The sequence below is a fragment of the Fusibacter bizertensis genome (genome assembly GCF_029914245.1).
GTDB classification, from domain to species: Bacteria; Bacillota; Clostridia; order Peptostreptococcales; family Acidaminobacteraceae; genus Fusibacter_C; species Fusibacter_C bizertensis.
Window position 1 is genome coordinate 432,353 of record NZ_JARYZI010000001.1, and the last position, 18,695, is coordinate 451,047.

The following is an 18,695-nucleotide window of genomic DNA, read 5'->3' on the forward strand; positions in this document are numbered from 1 at the left end:
TTCCTCCGTTTTTTTGCATTTCAGATAACGTTCTTACAGTCCTCGCAGCCTCAGTTGCGAGGACTGCGTGTTATATGAAGTCATATATACTTACTTGTTAATTCTATAAGTTCATTCACATATCCTATTGCATAATTTTTAGTAGGTACATACAAAGTTGGATGAGCACATTTGTTTCGCTGTGATAAGTAACCTTGATAAATTCTCAGATCAGATTTACTTATGAACTGAATGTCTTTTGAAACATCAATAATTGCAGATTCCGAAAAGTTTTCTTTTAATTCTTGATGGTTATTAAACTTCCATTTTTCTCTTTTTAACCGAATTTTATCTTCATTATCCAAATACATTCTTTGTGAAAATACATGAAAAAAGCCTGCCCAAGCCATTATCATAGATGCTCTATTTAAATCCATTTCTAAACATTTAATAGACTCATTAAAGTAATCTTGAATATCAATTGGTAGTCCAGAGATAGATTTTAGCAAACTGTTTAATGTAATAATTTTAGGCTTAATAGAATAATCATTATTTTCAAGAATACTCTCAATTTCAACCTGTGCGCTCTTTACTTTATTAATATATATTTGAATGTTATTCTTTTCCATCGATTAAGTTCCTTCTTAATGCAGAAAAAATATTATTATAAATTTCAGGGTCATTAGATTCTGGTAAATGCAATTGTATATTTATGGAAATCGAAGGATTTGGATTATATATCACTCTCTTTGGATCGATATTATCCGCTTCCTTTATTGCTACTTCATTCACCTGAGCTTGAGAAAGATCAATTGTTTTTTTCTCTTCATTACTGATTTCCATTTTTTCTTCTCTTTCTTTACTACTTAATACTTTTAACGTACCTTCATTTTCTTCTAATATCCCTGATGAAAAAAATATATCTACAATACATTTAGCACCAGCTTTTGAATACTGATTTGTAGCCTGTCCTGAGCAATAAAGGATATGGTCAGCAAACTTATCTTTATCTAGATTTTTTTGTAATCTTACGTAAGTTATCAATTCTGAAAGGGACTCATTAGCAGAAATAATTTCTTTCAAAATATCACTTACTATATCACTTTTGCCATGTTGCAATGCTCTTCCTAGCCTTGAGCCAATATCAGTAACACTCTTTGTTTTCCCACCTTCGATTAGTCCGTTTTCTACTAAAAACTTATTATTTCTGCTTACTTGATGTTCAGGTAATCCTGAAATTTGAGCAATATCTTCGTTCGTTACAGGTTTTTTTTGGTTTGAATAGCTCATAATTACTTTTTCGATTACATCATAATTTGTTGCTGGTAATGAAAATTCGTTCATATAATCCTCCTCAAATTTTAATTTCTATTTTATGTAAATCAAAATGATTTCACATAACGTTCTTGCAGTCCTCGCAGCCTTAGTTGCGAGGACTGTGTGTTATGTGTTGTCATTTTGAAATTATTTTTGTACTTTCAAATTAATTTCCCGTTTCTCAAAGTCATTTATTCCAGTATCTTCTTTCGGTTGATAAGTAAAAGTCAAGCTTTCATCACCAGCTTTTGTTACATAAAACTCGAATACAACTCTATCAAAATTATCACCTTCTTTTACATTTATAAAAGATCCAACTCGATTGTGTTTAATTTCTTTATATTTGTCCGTTAGTTCTAATCCGTTTAAGATTCCAGTTTGTATATGCCATTCATATAGTATTGTTGAATTCTCAAGTAAGGATATATAAATGGTGTCTCCAGGACTCACTTTAATAGTTTTACTACTATTTTCAGCATTTATGACCTGCTCCCATTTATTGTCATTTATTTTAACATAAATACAATCCAAGTCATTATTTATCATAGCTACTCCTTTCAAATATCCAATTAGAACAATAGTAATTATAAAAAGCAGTATCATGATACCTTTTTTCTTTATCATTGCTAATACCTAGCGTAATTCAAGTAATAAACATTCCCATTAATTATATAAGCAACATTATTACCATTATCATAAGCAGTAACTGAAACACCATAGTTCTTATTTGGATCAATTAGAAGATAATATTTGTCAACTGAACTATATTCTTCAAATCCTCTAATAGTCATTGAATGACCATATAAATCCCAATTATTAGGTGAGTAATAAAAACCCGCGTGAATGGGAATATTGTTTTTTAAAAGACTTTTTGCTTGAGAATAAGTCAAATAATTATATTGACTTGGATACAATCCCCAGTTATTATATGCTTTTTTTATTTCGCTCCACGCTCCTCCTTGGTTTACTGGCGAGCCATACACATATGTTACAATTTCACTTGCAGTAAGATTTAAACTCTTTCGATAATTTAGGATAGAAGCACAGGTTGCTGCACAACACCAATTCATTCCGTTTTGCAATACAATTGGAACAGATAAGTACTTATAGTCAACTGGAGCACCAGGATCAGAAAATATTAGATTACTATTAATAATTATGCTTTCAAAAGAATATTCTTCTACACTAGATTTATCAAGTAATGTTTCTATTTTTTTGTCAATATCCTCTTTATATTTATCTATATCTAGATTACTAGGTGTGTCACTTTCAAGTTCATTTATGACTTTGCTTGAATTATTCGATAAAAATAATGCTGACTTGATTCTAATTAATTTATGTACTCCAGGTTTATAGTTGTTTTTTGATAAATAATTAAATTTATCTGCAAAGCTTTTTGAAAGTGTTCCTGACAATATACCATTTTCAAGCTTTGCAACTGCATAAGTACCAATTAGTTCATTTTTCTCAAGTACTGGGAAATAATATATTTCTGTAGAATTTAGTGTCATATTATCAATATTGTAATCGTATACTCTGATTGGAGTGGCAAGGTGAACGTCATATTTATTTGTAACAGTTACTTCGTAAAAGTTACTATTCAAAATAAAATCATTGATTTGATTTTTGAAATTATGTTCTGCAAATATTATAATGTCTCGAGAGATACTGTCATCATTCAAGTTAGGTTCGTTAACTTGGAAATTGATTTTGGTTGCAAAAACAATTGGATTAAGTACAGTAGCAGTCAAGATTATACAGATTAGTAACAAATTAATTGTCTTAAATTTCTTTTTCATTTTAGACCTCCATTTTAAAGAATCATTTTTCTTAATAGTTCCATAATTTATGTGCCATAAAAACTTATCATATCTATTAAATTAACCAAATCCCCCTTTTTCTGTTAAAGTATTAAACTTCAATTATTGATTCATTGATTCATTTAATGCTGTTGAACTATAACTGAGTTTAACTCGTTAAGTTTCTATCATTTATTTGATGACACATAACGTTCCTCATGTCCTCGTCGCGAAGTGATGAGGATATGGTGTTAGACGATGGAACAATATATCTTAATTCTTCACTTAATGTTATATAGCTCAAATAATACTTTACTTATGCCTCTTGATAACGGATTATCAAATTTCATAGTTTCATATTTTAGATTATTCAACTTCAAATTATTAATTGCAACAAAGTTTGCTTTATTTTCATCTTCATCAGAAAAGCAATAAAAATACCAATTCGCCTCAGGATACATTTTTCTTATGTCTTCTAAATACGGTAAATCTACATCCCCCATTGACAAACCATAAACACAAATTTTTTCAACATTTTTTTTAATCTTGCTTTTATAAAATAGTTTTGCATCTCTGCGGCACGAATCAGTATCTTTTCTTGTTTTTTGTAAATATCTAAGAATACAATAGTTTTCAGTTATTCTATTATTCTGGCTTTGGATATATAAATAATCTTTTTCTAGTTCATCTATTTCATTTTCAATATGACGAATTTTATCATCATTTCCATGTCCAACTATTAAATCTTCACCACATTTACCATGAATGTACAAAATGTTCTCATCATCAATATCATAAATTTTCTCTAATGTCAGAGTATAATTAAATTGTAAAAATAAATCTTCTTTTTTTAAATCCAATTTATACCCTGATTCAAAATATATTTTCTTTAGTAATTTATAATTATCATTGATATTTAAAGTTCTCTCAATCCAATTTGTAAAATGCTTTTTTAAAGTTTCTGAGATTATGTCATCATTTATTTCAATCTCTACTGGATCTGGATTCTCTAGTCCTAAATCATCAGGAATTTGATTTAATACAAAATCATCTGATACATCTGCTAATTTCGCCTCAAATGAACTCTAAACATATCCTCTGCCGTTAATATATAATCATGCGCTATTGACGGTCCAACCATTTCCATATATTTAATTCTATATATTTTACAGAAGTCTTCATAAAATTCATCTTCGGTTTTTATTAAATATTTCGCAAAATTTTTATAGCTACTTGGTAATCCATGATATAAATCAAATCCATTTCCAATAATATTTAAATTCATTTATTTCCTCCTTGTTCTTTCGTCTAACGTTTTACCGTTCTAGCCGCCTCAGTGGCTAGAATGGTGTGTTAGACGAAGTTTAATTTTTATTTTTGATTTGATGAATTTGATTGTTTAGATTTTGATCCAATAAAGATAAATCCTTTAACTGTTGCAATGATAGCTAATTTCTTTTTTGTTTATCATATTTATTGTTTAGGCTAAAAAATATAGTTATTTTTTAAAGTGAATTTTTAATTCCTCGATAATTGACAATGTTGACTATCTATCTTTAAATAAAATTTTAGAAATACTATAAGACTTCCAATAAATAATTATTCCAACAATCGCCAAAGCTATTCTAATCAGTATATTCATCTTCATCCATATTATTTGATTTTCATAATTTCCAATTGATAAGTATTCATTAATTGTAGCTGCTTGAAAAATTGATGTTTGGACATTATTCATTATCAATAGGATACTCGCAATTTTTACTATAATTTGCTCAATTGCAAATAAATCTATGAATCTGTTAGTTTCATCCTCATCATATTTAATACTTTTCGTTATTAACTTTGGTCTTATTATTAGAATTAATCCTACTATAAGCACTAATAAATTCGAAACAATCGTAAATAAATCTATGTTGCTTTTTGATTCACCGCCTATGCTAATTGATCCAAATTTTAATAGCAATGGTAAACTACTTTGATATGTAAAATAGATTCCAAGTGTGATAACCGCCATTTTTAATACTTTTTTTGTTTGCATTTTGTTTTCCTCCTGATAAATTTCGTCTAACGTTTCTGCCGTTTCCGTCGCGAAGTGACGGAAATTGTGTGTTATATGATGCCCTTTCCGAGCGTCAGCGAGATTATCTTTTCTGAGCGCAGCTCAACTCGCTTTTGATTCTAATTAAGGTTCTTAAATTTCTTTTGATCTTTCCTTGGCGAAGCCAATTTCTATTTCATCAATCATCAGAGTTAAGTTCTTTATCGAAATTTACTTTAACTATTACCTTTGATATTTAATCACTTTTATTAATTTGTTTTGACTTTAACTTGGCGAAGCCAAATTCGCTTTTGAACTTAATCAAATTTGGTTTTTAATTCATAGAATCTATTCGGATAAACTCTATTTCTTCATTCAATTATATGTAAAAAAACTGAGCCGAAACTCAAGTTTCTTAAATCTAAACAAAATCTTAGGTTTTACTATAATTAGAACTAAAACCAAACTTTGTCTTTTACTTATTCGAGATTTATATGCAATTTCTCTCTTTTATCATAAATGTTATTCTAGCTTAATTTTTATTCGTCTTTAAATGTTATCTTTTATTGTATTCAAATTTCTTTTTCTCTTTTAAGGGTTTCATATAACGTTCTTCGTAGTCCCGTCGCTTCAAGTGACGGGGACTATGGTGTTAGGCGATGGAATCAATGGAAGCATTAAGTAACTACAAATTGTATAGACGCTTCACAGAAATCCTTCAAGGTCTTTTTTATCTTTCGAATATACCTGATTAAAACTCTGTTCAAATTGCTTAACATTGTGATTCATAATAAAAGCCTTATCTTTTTGAGAATCAATGAAAAGAACCATTCCATCATAATTTGAAACCCCTCCAAAAAAGTAATTTGAACTATATATAGCAACCAAAAGTTTTGGGGATATTGGAAAGAAAACAACTGTTCTATCATCTAATAATCCATTACTAAAAGGTTTCACTTCCAATGAAATTGAATTCATTAACATAACAGGATTATCGCTTGTTATGAATTCGGCTTCCCCAGTAATTCTAAATATAAGAAAATTCTTTCTGAGCAAAATATTAACGTATTTCTCAATGCTATCTTGACTAAAAGTTACATCGAATGATACATCTTTAAAATACTTACTTCCTTCCAAGAAATCACTAATGATTCTCTCCTTTGAAGTATCTAATTGAACATCCAACTTTCGAAGTTTTTGAACAATCGAGGGCGCAAATTTTGCATAGAGTATCTGCTGATAATCTCTGCTTTGTTTTCCTCTTAACAATTGACTAACTATGGAAATAGATAATTTTAGTTTCAATTCATCATTAAGTATTGACGAGTTATTTCGCAAAAGTACACTACTAGATTGTTTTATTATACTCGTTAGTACATCATCCAAAATCGGCTCAAGTACCTCTGCATAAGCATTCTCCCATTTATACTTGTCATCAGAAGACTGCATAGTGTAGAAATGTCTTTCTGCTGCTGTATCTCTTATGCTAGTTAAAAAAATCTTATTTTTATCCTTATGTAATGTGAAAACCTTTTGTAACTTTTGATTTGGTACAGTAAATCTTCTTAGATATGTCTGTGGTACATAATGTTGTTTCCTAGGTTCACTCATAAATAATCTCACCTCGAAATAAAGTTGAAAATAGAATAAATTCAATTATCATATTCATAAACTAATTGATTCTGTCGCCTAACGTTCTTGCAGTCCTCGCAGCCTCAGTTGCGAGGACTGTGTGTTAGGCGAAGTTAACAAGTAATGCAAATTTAATCATCCCTATTCTCCAACTCCAACAAGATATTATCTTCATACAAAACACAAATGTAAACTTCTTGAAATTCTTGACTTGTACCTACCTGTTTAAGCATAAATTTATCAATATCACTTTTGAGTTCTTCACTTTTTAAAAACTGGACTAAATCAAATTTTAATTTCTCTATTTCATTTGTTTGTAATGTTCTATCAACTTTAATTATTACGGAAAGTCTCAATGTCCTATAAGCATGTTCATCCATTGTTAATGCATAATTATTTTTTTCATTTAATGACTGTTCAAACTTATCTAGACTTTTTAAATCAATGAATGGGGTATTGATATTTGAAAAAGCAAATAACATTCCCAAAATAACCATACTAATAATTATTGGAATAAATATTAAAATAATCGAAACTCTCCGATTCTTTTTCCACAAGTAGATCCCAATTACTAATAACATTGGAAGTATAAACCAAAATCTAAATAGAAATTCAATTAAAATGCTTATAAGACCATTCATACTTGTTAATCCTTCTTCACAATTTATTTCTTAAATAAATCAAATTCATTTTATCTTTAAAGCAACTATTACAAGTTATGAGTACAATAATTTCGCCTAACATTCCCGCAGTTTCCGACGTTCCTTCCTTTTAACGCCTCAGCGGAAAAAGTGGCGCAAGGCTTGCCTCGCAAGACTTGTGACATCGGAAGGAATGTCGGAAAATGTCGTGTTAGGCGAAGTAAGTAACGGAAATCTAAATGACTAAGAAAGCTTCCTCAATTCTATCGGGTTCTAACTCATATAAACTTCCAGGTTTAAAAATGTACATAATACCCAACTTACACATTCCTAGTTTTGCCATAGCAATAATTCCCCTAAGATGCATTTGTGATACACCTCTCACAACGCCTTTTGTACCTCTTTTATTTAGGAACTCAGTTGCCATTAACTTTGAATCAAATAAAATTATATGCTTTCCTTCATCGCCATATGAACAGTAAGTACCAGTTACTTTCCCATCTTTTTCCTCCATTATAGTCCAAAAAGGTTGACCAATTACTTTCTCATCTGGCAAAAGTTTCTCAATACTTTTTAGTATGACCTTCAGGCTCAAATTAGTTTCTGTTCCAACAAGGAGCATAATTCCATTTGCATCCGCAAAAAGTTTAGCACCCTTTTGAAAGCCACTTTTAGCAATTAATATCCCAGTACAATTACCAATTTCATTAAGTCTTGTTTTGAAAGCTTCAACAACATTTAATTTAATTGCTTCTTTATGATCCTTGCATTCAATTATAACTCTATGATGGATATCACCTATGTAAAATTCATAAAAGACATCTACTTGATACTCAATTCCTTCTATTCTCCCTGGTATTGATACATTATGTTGAACCTCTATATTGTGACCATCAATATCAAGAATTTGTTGATATATTCTTTGAATTAGTTTTTCATAATCTTTTCCTGTGTTTTTCATATGATTTTCCTTCCTTTAGTTATTTATTTTGCCTAACGTTTCTGCCGTTTCCGTCGCGCTAGTGACGGAAATGGTGTGTTATAGGATGCCCCTTCCCGAGCGTCAGCGAGTCTGTCTTTTCTGAGCGTAGCTCATCAGCTTTTGAATCTGATTTGGCGCAGCCAACTCGAACCTTACTTAATTTTTAGCTTTATGATCTTTCTCGATCTTACTATAGCTAATACCTTTGATAATTCTATTAATGGTTTTAAAATGTATTTTGATCTTACCTTGGCGAAGCCAATTTTAATTTCACTTCATTTTCACCTTTAAATTCTTTATCATTTTCACTATCTCTATTACCTTTAAAAATTGCCTTTAAATGTGTTTTAACTTCATTTGGCGAAGCCAATCTCGCTTTTGAATTTAATCAAAATTGGTTTTATTCATAGAATTAAATCGGATTAATTCTATATTCACAATCTATTATATGTAAAAAAACTGAGCTTAAGCTCTAGTTTCATGAATCTAAACAAATTTTCAGTTTTTACAATAATTTGGATTAAAACCAACACCTGTCTATTGTTTATTCGATATTTAAGCGCAATATTCCTCTTTTGTAATAAATATTATTCTTGCCTTAACTTATGTTTCAATTTATTGGTTTATTCTTTTTCTTTTTCTTTTTCACTTAATGGGTTTCCTATAACGTTCTTACAGTCCTCGCAGCCTTAGTTGCGAGGACTGTGTGTTATATGAAGGGCAGTAAAAATTTAATTATTGTTAGTATTCTTAAAACTGTCTTTGAGTTGTAAATAAATTGAATTTTCTTTTGGTTCAATAATATATTCTCGCCAATTTTCATCATTTACCACAATAAATAAATGAGTTGATGTAGCAAAGTAATAATTGACAATCAAATCTTCATATTCAATAAATATTGAATACCCTAATCCCCAAGTTTCTTCAGCTTTGTTAGAAGTGTACCTAATGCTCTTTATTTCAGTTAATAACTTCTCTATTTCACTAGGTGATTTTAATGACTTTACTTCTCCCGAAATTCTATTTTCTATTTTTACAGATAAAGGTGAATAGTTAAGCCAATATTGTTCATCTTGATTTTTTTTGATTAAAATTGCCACTAAAACAATGACAAGTAATATTATAAAAATGAATAAAACTTTTTTTTTCATTTCGTATTCCTTCCAGTAAATAATTATATCAGTAGGAGTAGTAAAGTCTTACAGTTTTATCCCAAGTATATACATTGTTGTTGTAAGAAAATGTAAAAATTCCATTGGATAATGTCCCTGTTTTAAAAGACTCTGAACCCGGATCCATTATTCTAACTATAAAACTAGATGAACTCTGCGAATATCCACATAAAGCAACGTGATGTGCTGAATTACCTGAGACTGCTGCAATACATGCTGGATCGTTATTATCAATAATTGTTTTAATCATGGTCGAATTCATAGTGCTATCAACTTTAGTAGGCAAATATGGTGATTTAAAATAGTAATTATATCCACTCATAATTGTTGTCCATGTAGCCCCTTCGTATGGAACATCTAAATCATCACACACTTTTTGAGCTGTAATTGAGCTATAATTAGAGAGTTCATACTTCAACATTGATGCGAGAGTTGCAGCCCAACATATACCTACTTGTTCTCCGTTCACTCTCTGATTTATAATCGGATAATTGGGCAAGTTTTTTGTAACCCCACTCAATGCTATATTATATAAGGGGACATCACTTGAAATTTTATATTTGGATAGTATTTTATCAGGTTTTAGAATATTATTTATTTTGTACTCACTAATTTTTTGATAATTCATAATGCTTTTTGAAAGCATGATTTTATCTTTGGATTTGTTTTAACCAACCACTAAATCAAAATCACCATCAAGATTAGTTATAAATAAACTTTCATCATATGATATTAAAACTGCATCCTTTTTTTGTGATTTAAAAAACTTCGTCAATTGATTTGAATAATCTTTTCCAATGCTACAAAATATTTCTCCATCAGATTTAACAAGATTAATAATACCTATCACTTCATCATTTTTGACGATTGGTATATTGACAATCCCCATATTTACTGAGTAATCAAAATTTTCATCAATATCTATTATCCTATAAGGTGTCCCAAAGTACGAATTTGATAATTCATTTAAATTAAAACCAAAACTTTCTGGATCAGATTCAATATATTTTAATGAATCTCTTACAATCGTTTCCACTGAATTTTGAATGTCTGTTTTTGTTATTTCATTTTTTCCTTCTACTTCTGAAAACGACTGATATGTACTGATGCTAGCGATAATAACAACTACTAATAATATGCTAATAATTTTTTTCATTTCTTACCTCCTAGATTTAAGTTTTTAAATTTAAATTTACATTTTCATATTATTTGAATACCTCTCAAGTAACTATCATGTTATCACCTCCTTTCATTGTTTTTCATTGCCTTTCATATAACGTTCCTCGTAGTTGCGCCGCCTCAAGTGGCGGAACTACGGTGTTATAGGAAGGTCAAATATCCTCGTACGCTATAAAATTAATCCTTTTTGAAATATCGAATCGTGTCAACATTTCTTCACCTAAGAATACTCTGAGATTATATAGATAATCAGAAATCGCATCTTCATTGTGATAATAAAAATTAAAATATATTGGTGGCATTTTTGTATAATCGTTTAACGTATACTTTGTTATCCAATCTTTTACCTCTTGAAAAAAATAATGATCCGATTCCCCAAAAGAAAAACCAATAAAAAATAATTCAAGTTTTTCTCTCTGATCTTTATATATTATGGAGTTCTTTTTCATCTTTATGCTTTGTGAAATTTTGAAAATACTGTGTAATTTCTTAATATCCATTTTTCTTGAAAAAGGAATTCCCAAAATAATCTCATCATTTAATGAACCGTGGACATAATTCAACTTGCTTCCAACATACTTTTCAGGAGTATTAGTATAGTTAAAAGAAAAAATTCTTTCAGAACTTTTAATAATATCAATTTCATTGCTTTCGAGTAACTTAAACTTTGAATCCATTTCATATTGAACATTTAGCAAATACTCGAATAATTTTAATTTCACTTCTCTATAATCTCTATCAACATTTTCTATTAATAATTCGTACCACATTGGATTTTTTATTTCTAAAGAAGAGTTATAGTTATCTATACTAAAAAAGGAGTAATTCATGTATTGAACTGCATTATATAAATTTATTTTACTCATTGTCTTGTTAAACTCTCTTTTATCAATTACATAACTATTTGATTTCTCTCTTATTGAAATATTATTTTTAAGGTCAGATAAGTCCTCAAACATTATAAGCAAATCATTTTCTAAGTCTACCCAATTGAAACCATTATTTTTATTACTTAAATAGGTGTATATCAGATTATTTACATTACAATATAAAGTATAATAATTAAAAAAGTCTTTATAAGTTGTTTTTAGTCCATGTCTTAAGTCAAATCCATTCCCAATTATCGTTACTTTCATTTTTTCTCCTTAATTGACTTTCCTATAACGTTCCTCGTGTCCCCGTCGCGAAGTGATGGGGATACGGTGTTATACGTAGCTCGCACTCATTCTTTTGATCTTAATTACGCTTTTATTATGTTTTGATTGGTTTTAAAACGGTTCTAAAATTTTCTTTTATTTTCTTAATACCATAATCAATCTTCGACAGGGTAAATTAGATGCACCCAAAACTCCATAACCTTTTTAACCGACTAAGCAATTTAGTTATTATCTTTTTTAACAATTATCTTTTGCGACTAATCAAATGAAACTGATTTAGGACTTTTCCTTTAAATACTATTTGCCACTGACAACTAACCCCTTTTTAATCCGGTTTTGATCTTTTCAAAATTTGCTTTTGACTTTGACTTTAATTTATCTTTTTATTTTTTTATCATGGGTTTCCATTGTTCAAAGTAATCGAATTTTACTCAATGAATAATTCAGTTTCTCTCAATATTCAATTCGCTTTCTTACCATTCAATCTTCCCGAGTTTCGTATAACGTTCTTCGTGTCCCCGTCGCGAAGTGATGGGGATACGGTGTTATACGCAGCTCGCACTCATTTTTTGATCTTAATTACGCTTTTATTTGTTTTAATTGGTTTTAAACGGTTCTAAAATTTGCTTTTATTTTCTTATACCATAAATCAATCTTCGACTTGGTAAATTAGGTACACCCAAAACTCCATTAACTTTTTAACCGTCTAAGCAATTCAGTTTTTATCTTTTTTAACAATTATCTTTTTGCGGCTAATCAAATTAAGATGCTTTAGCAATTTCCCTTCAAATACTAATTGCCTATGACAACTAATCCACTTTTAATCCGGTTTTGATCTTTTCAAAATTCGCTTTTGACTTTGCTTTTAATCTATCTTTTAATTTCTTTTATTATGGGTTTCCCTTGTTCAAAGTAATCGAATTTTATTCAATTATTAATTCAGTTTTTCTCAATATTCAATTCGCTTTCTTACCATTCAATCTTCCCGAGTTTCGTATAACGTTCTTGCAGTCCTCGCAGCCTTAGTTGCGAGGACTGTGTGTTATCAGAAGTTTTTTTTATTATTTATTTTTTCTAACTCGTAGTATCCCGAATTTTCTATTTCTCTAAATGTAATTACAGGCAAATCAATTTCATCACTTATTTTTTTATCATAATAATTTATCACTTTAGCATTACAAATGAAATTATCCTTTCTTTCAATTCCTGATAACCACGCATCAACTGTAAGCGAATATTTTTTTCCTATTATGTCATCATATTCAATTATTATTCTTATTGCTCCAAACTCAAATATGGTATCAGTATAACCGATTCTTAATATGATCGGGACACAACTTCCTTCGGAAAAATTACTCCAATTTTGCTGACCAATTTTAAAAATAATCTCTTCCCAATTATGTAGAATACTCACTATTTTTACGTTAGACGCTGGACCTCTACCGATATTTTTAACAAACAAATATGCGATACCATGATACTCAAATTCCTGAACTGGATAATCAAAGTTGTAAGCAAAAAGCTTTTCGACACTTTCTATTTCGCTCTCTACAGTAGGAACTATAATTGGTTTAAGTGAATCAGTTCTTGAATTTTTTGTTTGCATGATTGCTATCACAGATATAACTAATGCAATAATTGATAAAATGTCCATAATTTATTCCTTTCAATAAAATTTCTGATAACGTTTCTCTTAGCCCCGTCGCGCCAGTGATGGGGCTAAGGTGTTATCCGATGCTCTTACCGAGCGTCAGCGAGTTTCTCTTTTCCAAGCGTCAGCTTGATTCTCTTTTTTCAAGCGTCAGCTTGATTTTTCTTTTCCGAGCGCCAGCGAGACTCTCTTTTCCGAGCGTCAGCGAGTTTCTCTTTTTCAAGCGTCAGCTTGATTTTCTTTTTCAAGCGCCAGCTTGATTTTCTTTTCCGAGCGCCAGCGAGACTCTCTTTTCCAAGCGTCAGCTTGATTGTCTTTTCCGAGCGTCAGCGAGATTCGCTTTTCCAAGCGTTAGCTTGATTGCCTTTTCAAAATGGATACATGATACACATATAATTAATTCAAATAGAATATTTTTGCTCATTTTACCTATTCTAATTTTACTAAATTAATCTTTTCATTTTAATTGATTTCTTTGGGAGTTTCGGATAACGTCCTAAGCTTTAAGACGTTCCCGTAGGATTTGACCCTAAAAAGTACTTATCTGTCTATAATATCATTAATACCTATGAAAGTGACCACGTATAAATACGGGAATGTCTTGAAGCTTGTGTTATGCGCCGTATTTTCTTTTTTTTCTTGAGGTTTGAAACCAAGAGCCAAATGTTTTCCCCTCGAAAGCTGAAACTTACTTTTTGCTTCCGTAATTATATGTAACTCCGAAGTTCAATCATTTCTTCGCTTTCTCAGAAGCGAATTCGTTGAGAGATTAACTCAATCTTAAGTATCTTAAAATCACGTGATTAATCAACATTAAAACTTACTAATCCCCCCGATTCCTTAAGTTAAGGGAAAATGCGTTAAAGTTTTCGAGGGGAGGACTCACAAATAAACCTAGAATAACTAGTGATCATTCGACCCAAAATCCTATGCGACTAAGACCTGAATACACTTAGCATCAGATACGGTTTTCACCTCGCATCAAGAAACCCTTACTTTAACAAATTTTACTTCCATCTTATCTTTATCCCCATATGGCGCATAACGTTCCTCGTGTCCCCGTCGCGTAGTGATGGGGATACGGTGTTAGGCGCAGCTCGCACTCATTTTTTGATCTTAATTACGCTTTTATTATGTTTTGATTGGTTTTAAAACGGTTCTAAAATTTGCTTTTATTTTCTTAATACCAAAATCAATCTTCGACTTGGTAAATTAGATACACCCAAAACTCCATAACCTTTTTAACCGTCTAAGCAATTTAGTTATTATCTTTTTTAACAATTATCTTTTTGCGGCTAATCAAATGAAGATGCCTTAGCATTTTCCCTTTAAATACTATTTGCCTATGACAACTAATCCCTTATTAATCCGGTTTTGATCTTATCAAAATTCGCTTTTGACCTTGCCTTTAATCCATCTTTTCATTTCTTTTATTATGTTTTTTCCTTGTTCAAAGCGCTTAAATACTAATCAATGATTACTTCAGTTTCTCTCAATATTCAATTCGCTTTCTTACCATTCAATCTTCCCGAGTTTCGCCTAACGTTCTTCGTGTCCCCGTCGCGAAGTGATGGGGATACGGTGTTAGGCGCAGCTCGCACTCATTTTTTGATCTTAATTACGCTTTTATTTTGTTTTGATTGGTTTTAAAACGGTTCTAAAATTTGCTTTTATTTTCTTATTACCATAATCAATCTTCAACTTAGTAAATTAGATACACCCGAAACTCCATAACATTTTTAACCGTCTAAGCAATTTAGTTATTATCTTTTTTAACAATTATTTTATTGAGGCTAATCTAATGAAGATAATTTAGGAATTTCCCTTTAAATACTATTTGATTCTGTCAATCAACCCCTTTTTAATCCGATTTTGATCTTTTTAAAATTCGCTTTTGACCTTGCCTTTAATCCATCTTTTAATTTCTTTTATTATGGGTTTCCCATGTTCAAAGTTGTCGAATTTTATTCAGCGATTGATTCAGTTTCTCTCAATATTCAATTCGCTTTCTAACCATTCAATCTTCCCGAGTTTCGCCTAACGTTCTTCGTGTCCCCGTCGCGCAGTGATGGGGATACGGTGTTATATGATGCTGGCTTAATCTTTTCTAATTCTCTTTTTAAATCTTCTTTTAGGTTCTAACTCTTTTAAAAATCTTTTAATCGGTTTTAAAATGGTTTTAAATTTTCTTTTAAACAACTCTTAACAGTTCAGTTTAATGATTGAATTTGGTTATAAATCGACTTTCGGAAATATGTACAAGCGGTTCTAAACAATCGCCTTTAAATGGTTTTCAATTTTCTTTTAATCAACTCTTATCCTTTTCAAGTTGATGCAACAATTTGGTTATATTCTACTTTTGGAAAAATGCTCAAGTGGTTCTAAACAATCGCCTTTAATTGGTTTTAATTGTATTCTACTCGACTAATCGAAACCTTCGGAAAACCTAATAAACTAAAAAACCAGTTCACTTTTAACCGTCTAATTAATTTGTCTTTTCATTTCTTTTAATATGTTTTTAAACTTTACAATTAATGAATCTTAGCTCAAATGATCAATCTAGTTTTATTTGAAATTTCTCTCCAAGACTTAACAATTAATCTTCCCCAGTTTCATATAACGTTCTAAGCTTTATGACGTTCCCGTAGGATTTGACCCTAAAAAGTACTTATCTGTCTATAATATCATTAATCTAACTGAAAGTGACCACGTATAAATACGGGAATGTCTTGAAGCTTGTGTTATGCGCCGTATTTTCTTTTTTTTCTTGAGGTTTGAAACCAAGAGCCAAGTCTTTTCCCCTCGAAAGCTGAAACTTACTTTTTGCTTCCGTAATTATATGTAACTCCGGAGTTCAATCATTTCTTCGCTTTCTCAGAAGCGAATTCGTTGAGAGATTAACTCAATCTTAAGTATCTTAAAATCGCGTGATTAATCAACATTAAAACTTACTAATCCCCCCGATTCCTTAAGTTAAGGGGAAATGCGTTAAAGTTTTCGAGGGGAGGACTCAGAACTTAGCCTAGAATAACTAGCGATCACTCGACCCAAAATCCTATGCGACTAAGACCTGAATACACTTAGCATCAGAAACGGTTTTCACCTCGCATCAAGAAATCCTTACTTTAACAAATTTTACTTCCATCCAATCTTAGTCCCCATATGGCGCATAACGTTCCTCGTGTCCCCGTCGCGTAGTGATGGGGATACGGTGTTAGGTGAAGGTGAGTTATTTTTACATATTTTTCTCATATACATTTATATTTTTCAAATCTTTTCTATTTAATTTACTATGAGGTTTGCAAATTTTAACTAAATTACAGTCGCTTAGTAAATGTTCATGTGCTTTAGATGAATATATGCTTGGTACATCAACAAGTCCGAGGTATAACGAATCTTCTTTTATGAACCTGTGCGATCTTTTATCTTTAGTACATACGATCTTAACTCCTGAAGCTATAACAATTGCTATAACATGCGGATCATCAAAGTCTTTTGAATTCACAATCTCTTCAATTTTTTTTTGATAATAATCGACACTATCTTTATCTATAACTATTACCTTATTTTTATCTTTAAGAAGTTTTATTATCCCTACATATTTTGTCATTGCATTCAATTCATTTTCAAACTTTGTACCTCCATACACTAATTTACCTTTTCCTTCTAAAATCCATTTTTTCACTGGCAAAAAGTTATTATGGTCGGCACAATTTGCGTTAAAAACTTCAGGAATAGTATTAACATCAATTAGAATACTCATTATATCACCAACATTCTAATTGCTTCATTTATAAAAAAATCCTTAAAATTATCAGGTTGTTCATCATAAGAACCATTTTCGTTTATTTGAATTGATTGAATTCTATTCATTCCATCTTCTAACTCAAAATATAATACTTGCGAAGTTATAGTACTTGATGATGTATTTTGGTTTAATCGAAATCGATCAATTAAAAAATCACTATGTGTTTCAATAAAAAAAGACTTGTTGTCTTTAACAGCAATCACATGCAAAAATTCGCCTAGTGCTGCCTGAGCTTTTGGATGTAAATGTACTTCAGGTTGCTGTATATAATAAATTGTATTTTTAACCCTCATTGTCATTTCAATAATTATTGGGAGAATCTGTGATACTCCATAACCGACAGATGTAAAATTATATGATTTACCATTTTTAACGATATCAATTTCAAATGGACTTGTAAGCTTTGAACCTAGTTTTTCAATTCTAATTTCATTATATAATCCGCTTTCAAATCCAAATTTATCCAATGCAACTTTAATCTCATTCTTTTTTTTACTTTTCTTCTTACTTTCAAACAGCTCTTTCACCAAATATGGCATGTGATCTCCTTCAGCAGTCCTTGGCACATCAAATCCAGGATAATATTGCTTTGGTTTTGCTCTAATTGGAGCAATCCAAGCATTCCTGTATGAAGTATTCCAAAACGGTAATATCGATATATCCAATTTCATTTCATTTTCATTTAGATTAAGGCCTGAAGATAAAATTAAGGATAACAAGTATACTAAAGGTGTATTTTCTATTGTTCTTTTACCGGGTAGCTTATTTTCAAAAGATTTTGCATTATCGATTTCATTCAACCAATTAATAAAAGTTTTCATAGAAGTGGTAAATGTATCTTCTTCACTTAAAATTTTCTTTTTTATTATCGAATATTTTCCATTTTCAATTTCATTTTGTAAAAATAATATTTTTTCAGCATCTTCTAAGATGAATTCGGATAGGAATGGCATTCCATCTCTATCAACAAATTTAAGCTTAAAAAATGTGTTTTTTTCTTTATCGTCCATTTTGCTAAATGCAATTGTGAAAAAGTTATTTTCTTTACCTGCAATATCTTCAAAACTTCCTAACATAAATTCATTTGAATTAAAATTTAAATTCATCCAAAAAGCTTCTGAGTTGATAAGATTTAAAAGTGACAAAAAAGATGTTTTTCCTGTACTATTTTCACCTACTAAAAAATTGACTTTGCGTAGTTCAATCACTGTTTTTTTAATGTTTCTAAAATTTTCCAAATAGATACAATTCATAGTTCCTCCAATCTAACATTATTTACTGTTTTTTTCACTTTCACCTAACGTTCTTCGTGTCCCCGTCGCGAAGTGATGGGGATACGG

General features: G+C 30.3%; 17 protein-coding genes. All 17 read right to left on the bottom strand.

The window, feature by feature from the left end:
- Positions 1-80: 80 nt before the first annotated feature.
- Positions 81-608, bottom strand: a complete 528-nt coding sequence (locus QE109_RS02245) for a hypothetical protein (protein WP_281092747.1) — start codon at positions 606-608, stop codon at positions 81-83.
- A complete protein-coding gene (locus tag QE109_RS02250; RefSeq protein ID WP_281092748.1) occupies positions 595-1,323 on the bottom strand; it encodes a hypothetical protein in 729 nt (242 codons plus the stop codon). Before QE109_RS02250 ends, QE109_RS02245 begins: the two co-directional genes overlap by 14 nt.
- Before the next feature lie 120 nt (positions 1,324-1,443).
- A complete protein-coding gene (locus QE109_RS02255) occupies positions 1,444-1,920 on the bottom strand; it encodes a protease inhibitor I42 family protein (RefSeq protein WP_281092750.1) in 477 nt (158 codons plus the stop codon).
- A 2-nt stretch (positions 1,921-1,922) separates the two neighbouring features.
- Entirely contained in the window at positions 1,923-3,095 is a 1,173-nt protein-coding gene (locus tag QE109_RS02260) for a C39 family peptidase (RefSeq protein ID WP_281092751.1), read from the bottom strand.
- Between the two features lie 281 nt (positions 3,096-3,376).
- Positions 3,377-4,126: an AbiH family protein gene (locus QE109_RS02265; RefSeq protein ID WP_342637108.1), complete on the bottom strand. Its 750-nt coding sequence runs from the start codon at positions 4,124-4,126 to the stop codon at positions 3,377-3,379.
- A gap of 32 nt (positions 4,127-4,158) precedes the next feature.
- On the bottom strand, positions 4,159-4,380 hold the full coding sequence (locus tag QE109_RS02270; protein ID WP_281092752.1) for an AbiH family protein: 222 nt from the start codon (positions 4,378-4,380) through the stop codon (positions 4,159-4,161).
- Positions 4,381-4,641: 261 nt separating this feature from the next.
- Positions 4,642-5,133, bottom strand: coding sequence for a hypothetical protein (locus QE109_RS02275; protein WP_281092753.1), 492 nt, complete (start codon positions 5,131-5,133; stop codon positions 4,642-4,644).
- Between the two features lie 705 nt (positions 5,134-5,838).
- The gene (locus QE109_RS02280) at positions 5,839-6,744 is read right to left on the bottom strand and encodes a DUF4238 domain-containing protein (protein WP_281092754.1); all 906 of its coding nucleotides are present in this window, start codon (positions 6,742-6,744) and stop codon (positions 5,839-5,841) included.
- Between the two features lie 152 nt (positions 6,745-6,896).
- Positions 6,897-7,262, bottom strand: coding sequence for a hypothetical protein (locus QE109_RS02285; RefSeq protein ID WP_281092755.1), 366 nt, complete (start codon positions 7,260-7,262; stop codon positions 6,897-6,899).
- A 379-nt stretch (positions 7,263-7,641) separates the two neighbouring features.
- Positions 7,642-8,367: a restriction endonuclease gene (locus QE109_RS02290; RefSeq protein ID WP_281092756.1), complete on the bottom strand. Its 726-nt coding sequence runs from the start codon at positions 8,365-8,367 to the stop codon at positions 7,642-7,644.
- A 752-nt stretch (positions 8,368-9,119) separates the two neighbouring features.
- A complete protein-coding gene (locus QE109_RS02295) occupies positions 9,120-9,539 on the bottom strand; it encodes a hypothetical protein (RefSeq protein ID WP_281092757.1) in 420 nt (139 codons plus the stop codon).
- Positions 9,540-9,567: 28 nt separating this feature from the next.
- Complete coding sequence (locus tag QE109_RS02300; protein ID WP_281092758.1) at positions 9,568-9,981, bottom strand: hypothetical protein; 414 nt, start codon at positions 9,979-9,981, stop codon at positions 9,568-9,570.
- A gap of 246 nt (positions 9,982-10,227) precedes the next feature.
- Complete coding sequence (locus QE109_RS02305) at positions 10,228-10,716, bottom strand: hypothetical protein (protein ID WP_281092759.1); 489 nt, start codon at positions 10,714-10,716, stop codon at positions 10,228-10,230.
- Between the two features lie 175 nt (positions 10,717-10,891).
- Complete coding sequence (locus tag QE109_RS02310; protein WP_281092760.1) at positions 10,892-11,875, bottom strand: AbiH family protein; 984 nt, start codon at positions 11,873-11,875, stop codon at positions 10,892-10,894.
- 1,066 nt (positions 11,876-12,941) lie between these two features.
- Positions 12,942-13,550 (bottom strand): hypothetical protein, encoded by a 609-nt coding sequence (locus tag QE109_RS02315; RefSeq protein WP_281092761.1) that lies wholly within the window; start codon positions 13,548-13,550, stop codon positions 12,942-12,944.
- Positions 13,551-16,782: 3,232 nt separating this feature from the next.
- Positions 16,783-17,310 carry a hypothetical protein gene (locus QE109_RS02320; RefSeq protein WP_281092762.1) on the bottom strand — a complete coding sequence of 176 codons (528 nt, stop codon included), beginning with the start codon at positions 17,308-17,310 and terminating at the stop codon, positions 16,783-16,785.
- Complete coding sequence (locus QE109_RS02325) at positions 17,310-18,608, bottom strand: AAA family ATPase (RefSeq protein ID WP_281092763.1); 1,299 nt, start codon at positions 18,606-18,608, stop codon at positions 17,310-17,312. Before QE109_RS02325 ends, QE109_RS02320 begins: the two co-directional genes overlap by 1 nt.
- Between the last annotated feature and the right edge of the window lie 87 nt (positions 18,609-18,695).

What these genes read in the sequence shown, in the direction of transcription:
- QE109_RS02305 (WP_281092759.1), bottom strand. Translation starts at nt 10,716, where the DNA reads ATGAAAAAAATTATTAGCATATTATTAGTAGTTGTTATTATCGCTAGC.
- QE109_RS02325 (WP_281092763.1), bottom strand. Translation starts at nt 18,608, where the DNA reads ATGAATTGTATCTATTTGGAAAATTTTAGAAACATTAAAAAAACAGTG.
- QE109_RS02315 (WP_281092761.1), bottom strand. Translation starts at nt 13,550, where the DNA reads ATGGACATTTTATCAATTATTGCATTAGTTATATCTGTGATAGCAATC.
- QE109_RS02310 (WP_281092760.1), bottom strand. Translation starts at nt 11,875, where the DNA reads ATGAAAGTAACGATAATTGGGAATGGATTTGACTTAAGACATGGACTA.
- QE109_RS02245 (WP_281092747.1), bottom strand. Translation starts at nt 608, where the DNA reads ATGGAAAAGAATAACATTCAAATATATATTAATAAAGTAAAGAGCGCA.
- QE109_RS02270 (WP_281092752.1), bottom strand. Translation starts at nt 4,380, where the DNA reads ATGAATTTAAATATTATTGGAAATGGATTTGATTTATATCATGGATTA.
- QE109_RS02250 (WP_281092748.1), bottom strand. Translation starts at nt 1,323, where the DNA reads ATGAACGAATTTTCATTACCAGCAACAAATTATGATGTAATCGAAAAA.
- QE109_RS02290 (WP_281092756.1), bottom strand. Translation starts at nt 8,367, where the DNA reads ATGAAAAACACAGGAAAAGATTATGAAAAACTAATTCAAAGAATATAT.
- QE109_RS02255 (WP_281092750.1), bottom strand. Translation starts at nt 1,920, where the DNA reads ATGATAAAGAAAAAAGGTATCATGATACTGCTTTTTATAATTACTATT.
- QE109_RS02260 (WP_281092751.1), bottom strand. Translation starts at nt 3,095, where the DNA reads ATGAAAAAGAAATTTAAGACAATTAATTTGTTACTAATCTGTATAATC.
- QE109_RS02300 (WP_281092758.1), bottom strand. Translation starts at nt 9,981, where the DNA reads ATGTTGAAGTATGAACTCTCTAATTATAGCTCAATTACAGCTCAAAAA.
- QE109_RS02295 (WP_281092757.1), bottom strand. Translation starts at nt 9,539, where the DNA reads ATGAAAAAAAAAGTTTTATTCATTTTTATAATATTACTTGTCATTGTT.
- QE109_RS02320 (WP_281092762.1), bottom strand. Translation starts at nt 17,310, where the DNA reads ATGAGTATTCTAATTGATGTTAATACTATTCCTGAAGTTTTTAACGCA.
- QE109_RS02275 (WP_281092753.1), bottom strand. Translation starts at nt 5,133, where the DNA reads ATGCAAACAAAAAAAGTATTAAAAATGGCGGTTATCACACTTGGAATC.
- QE109_RS02280 (WP_281092754.1), bottom strand. Translation starts at nt 6,744, where the DNA reads ATGAGTGAACCTAGGAAACAACATTATGTACCACAGACATATCTAAGA.
- QE109_RS02285 (WP_281092755.1), bottom strand. Translation starts at nt 7,262, where the DNA reads ATGGTTATTTTGGGAATGTTATTTGCTTTTTCAAATATCAATACCCCA.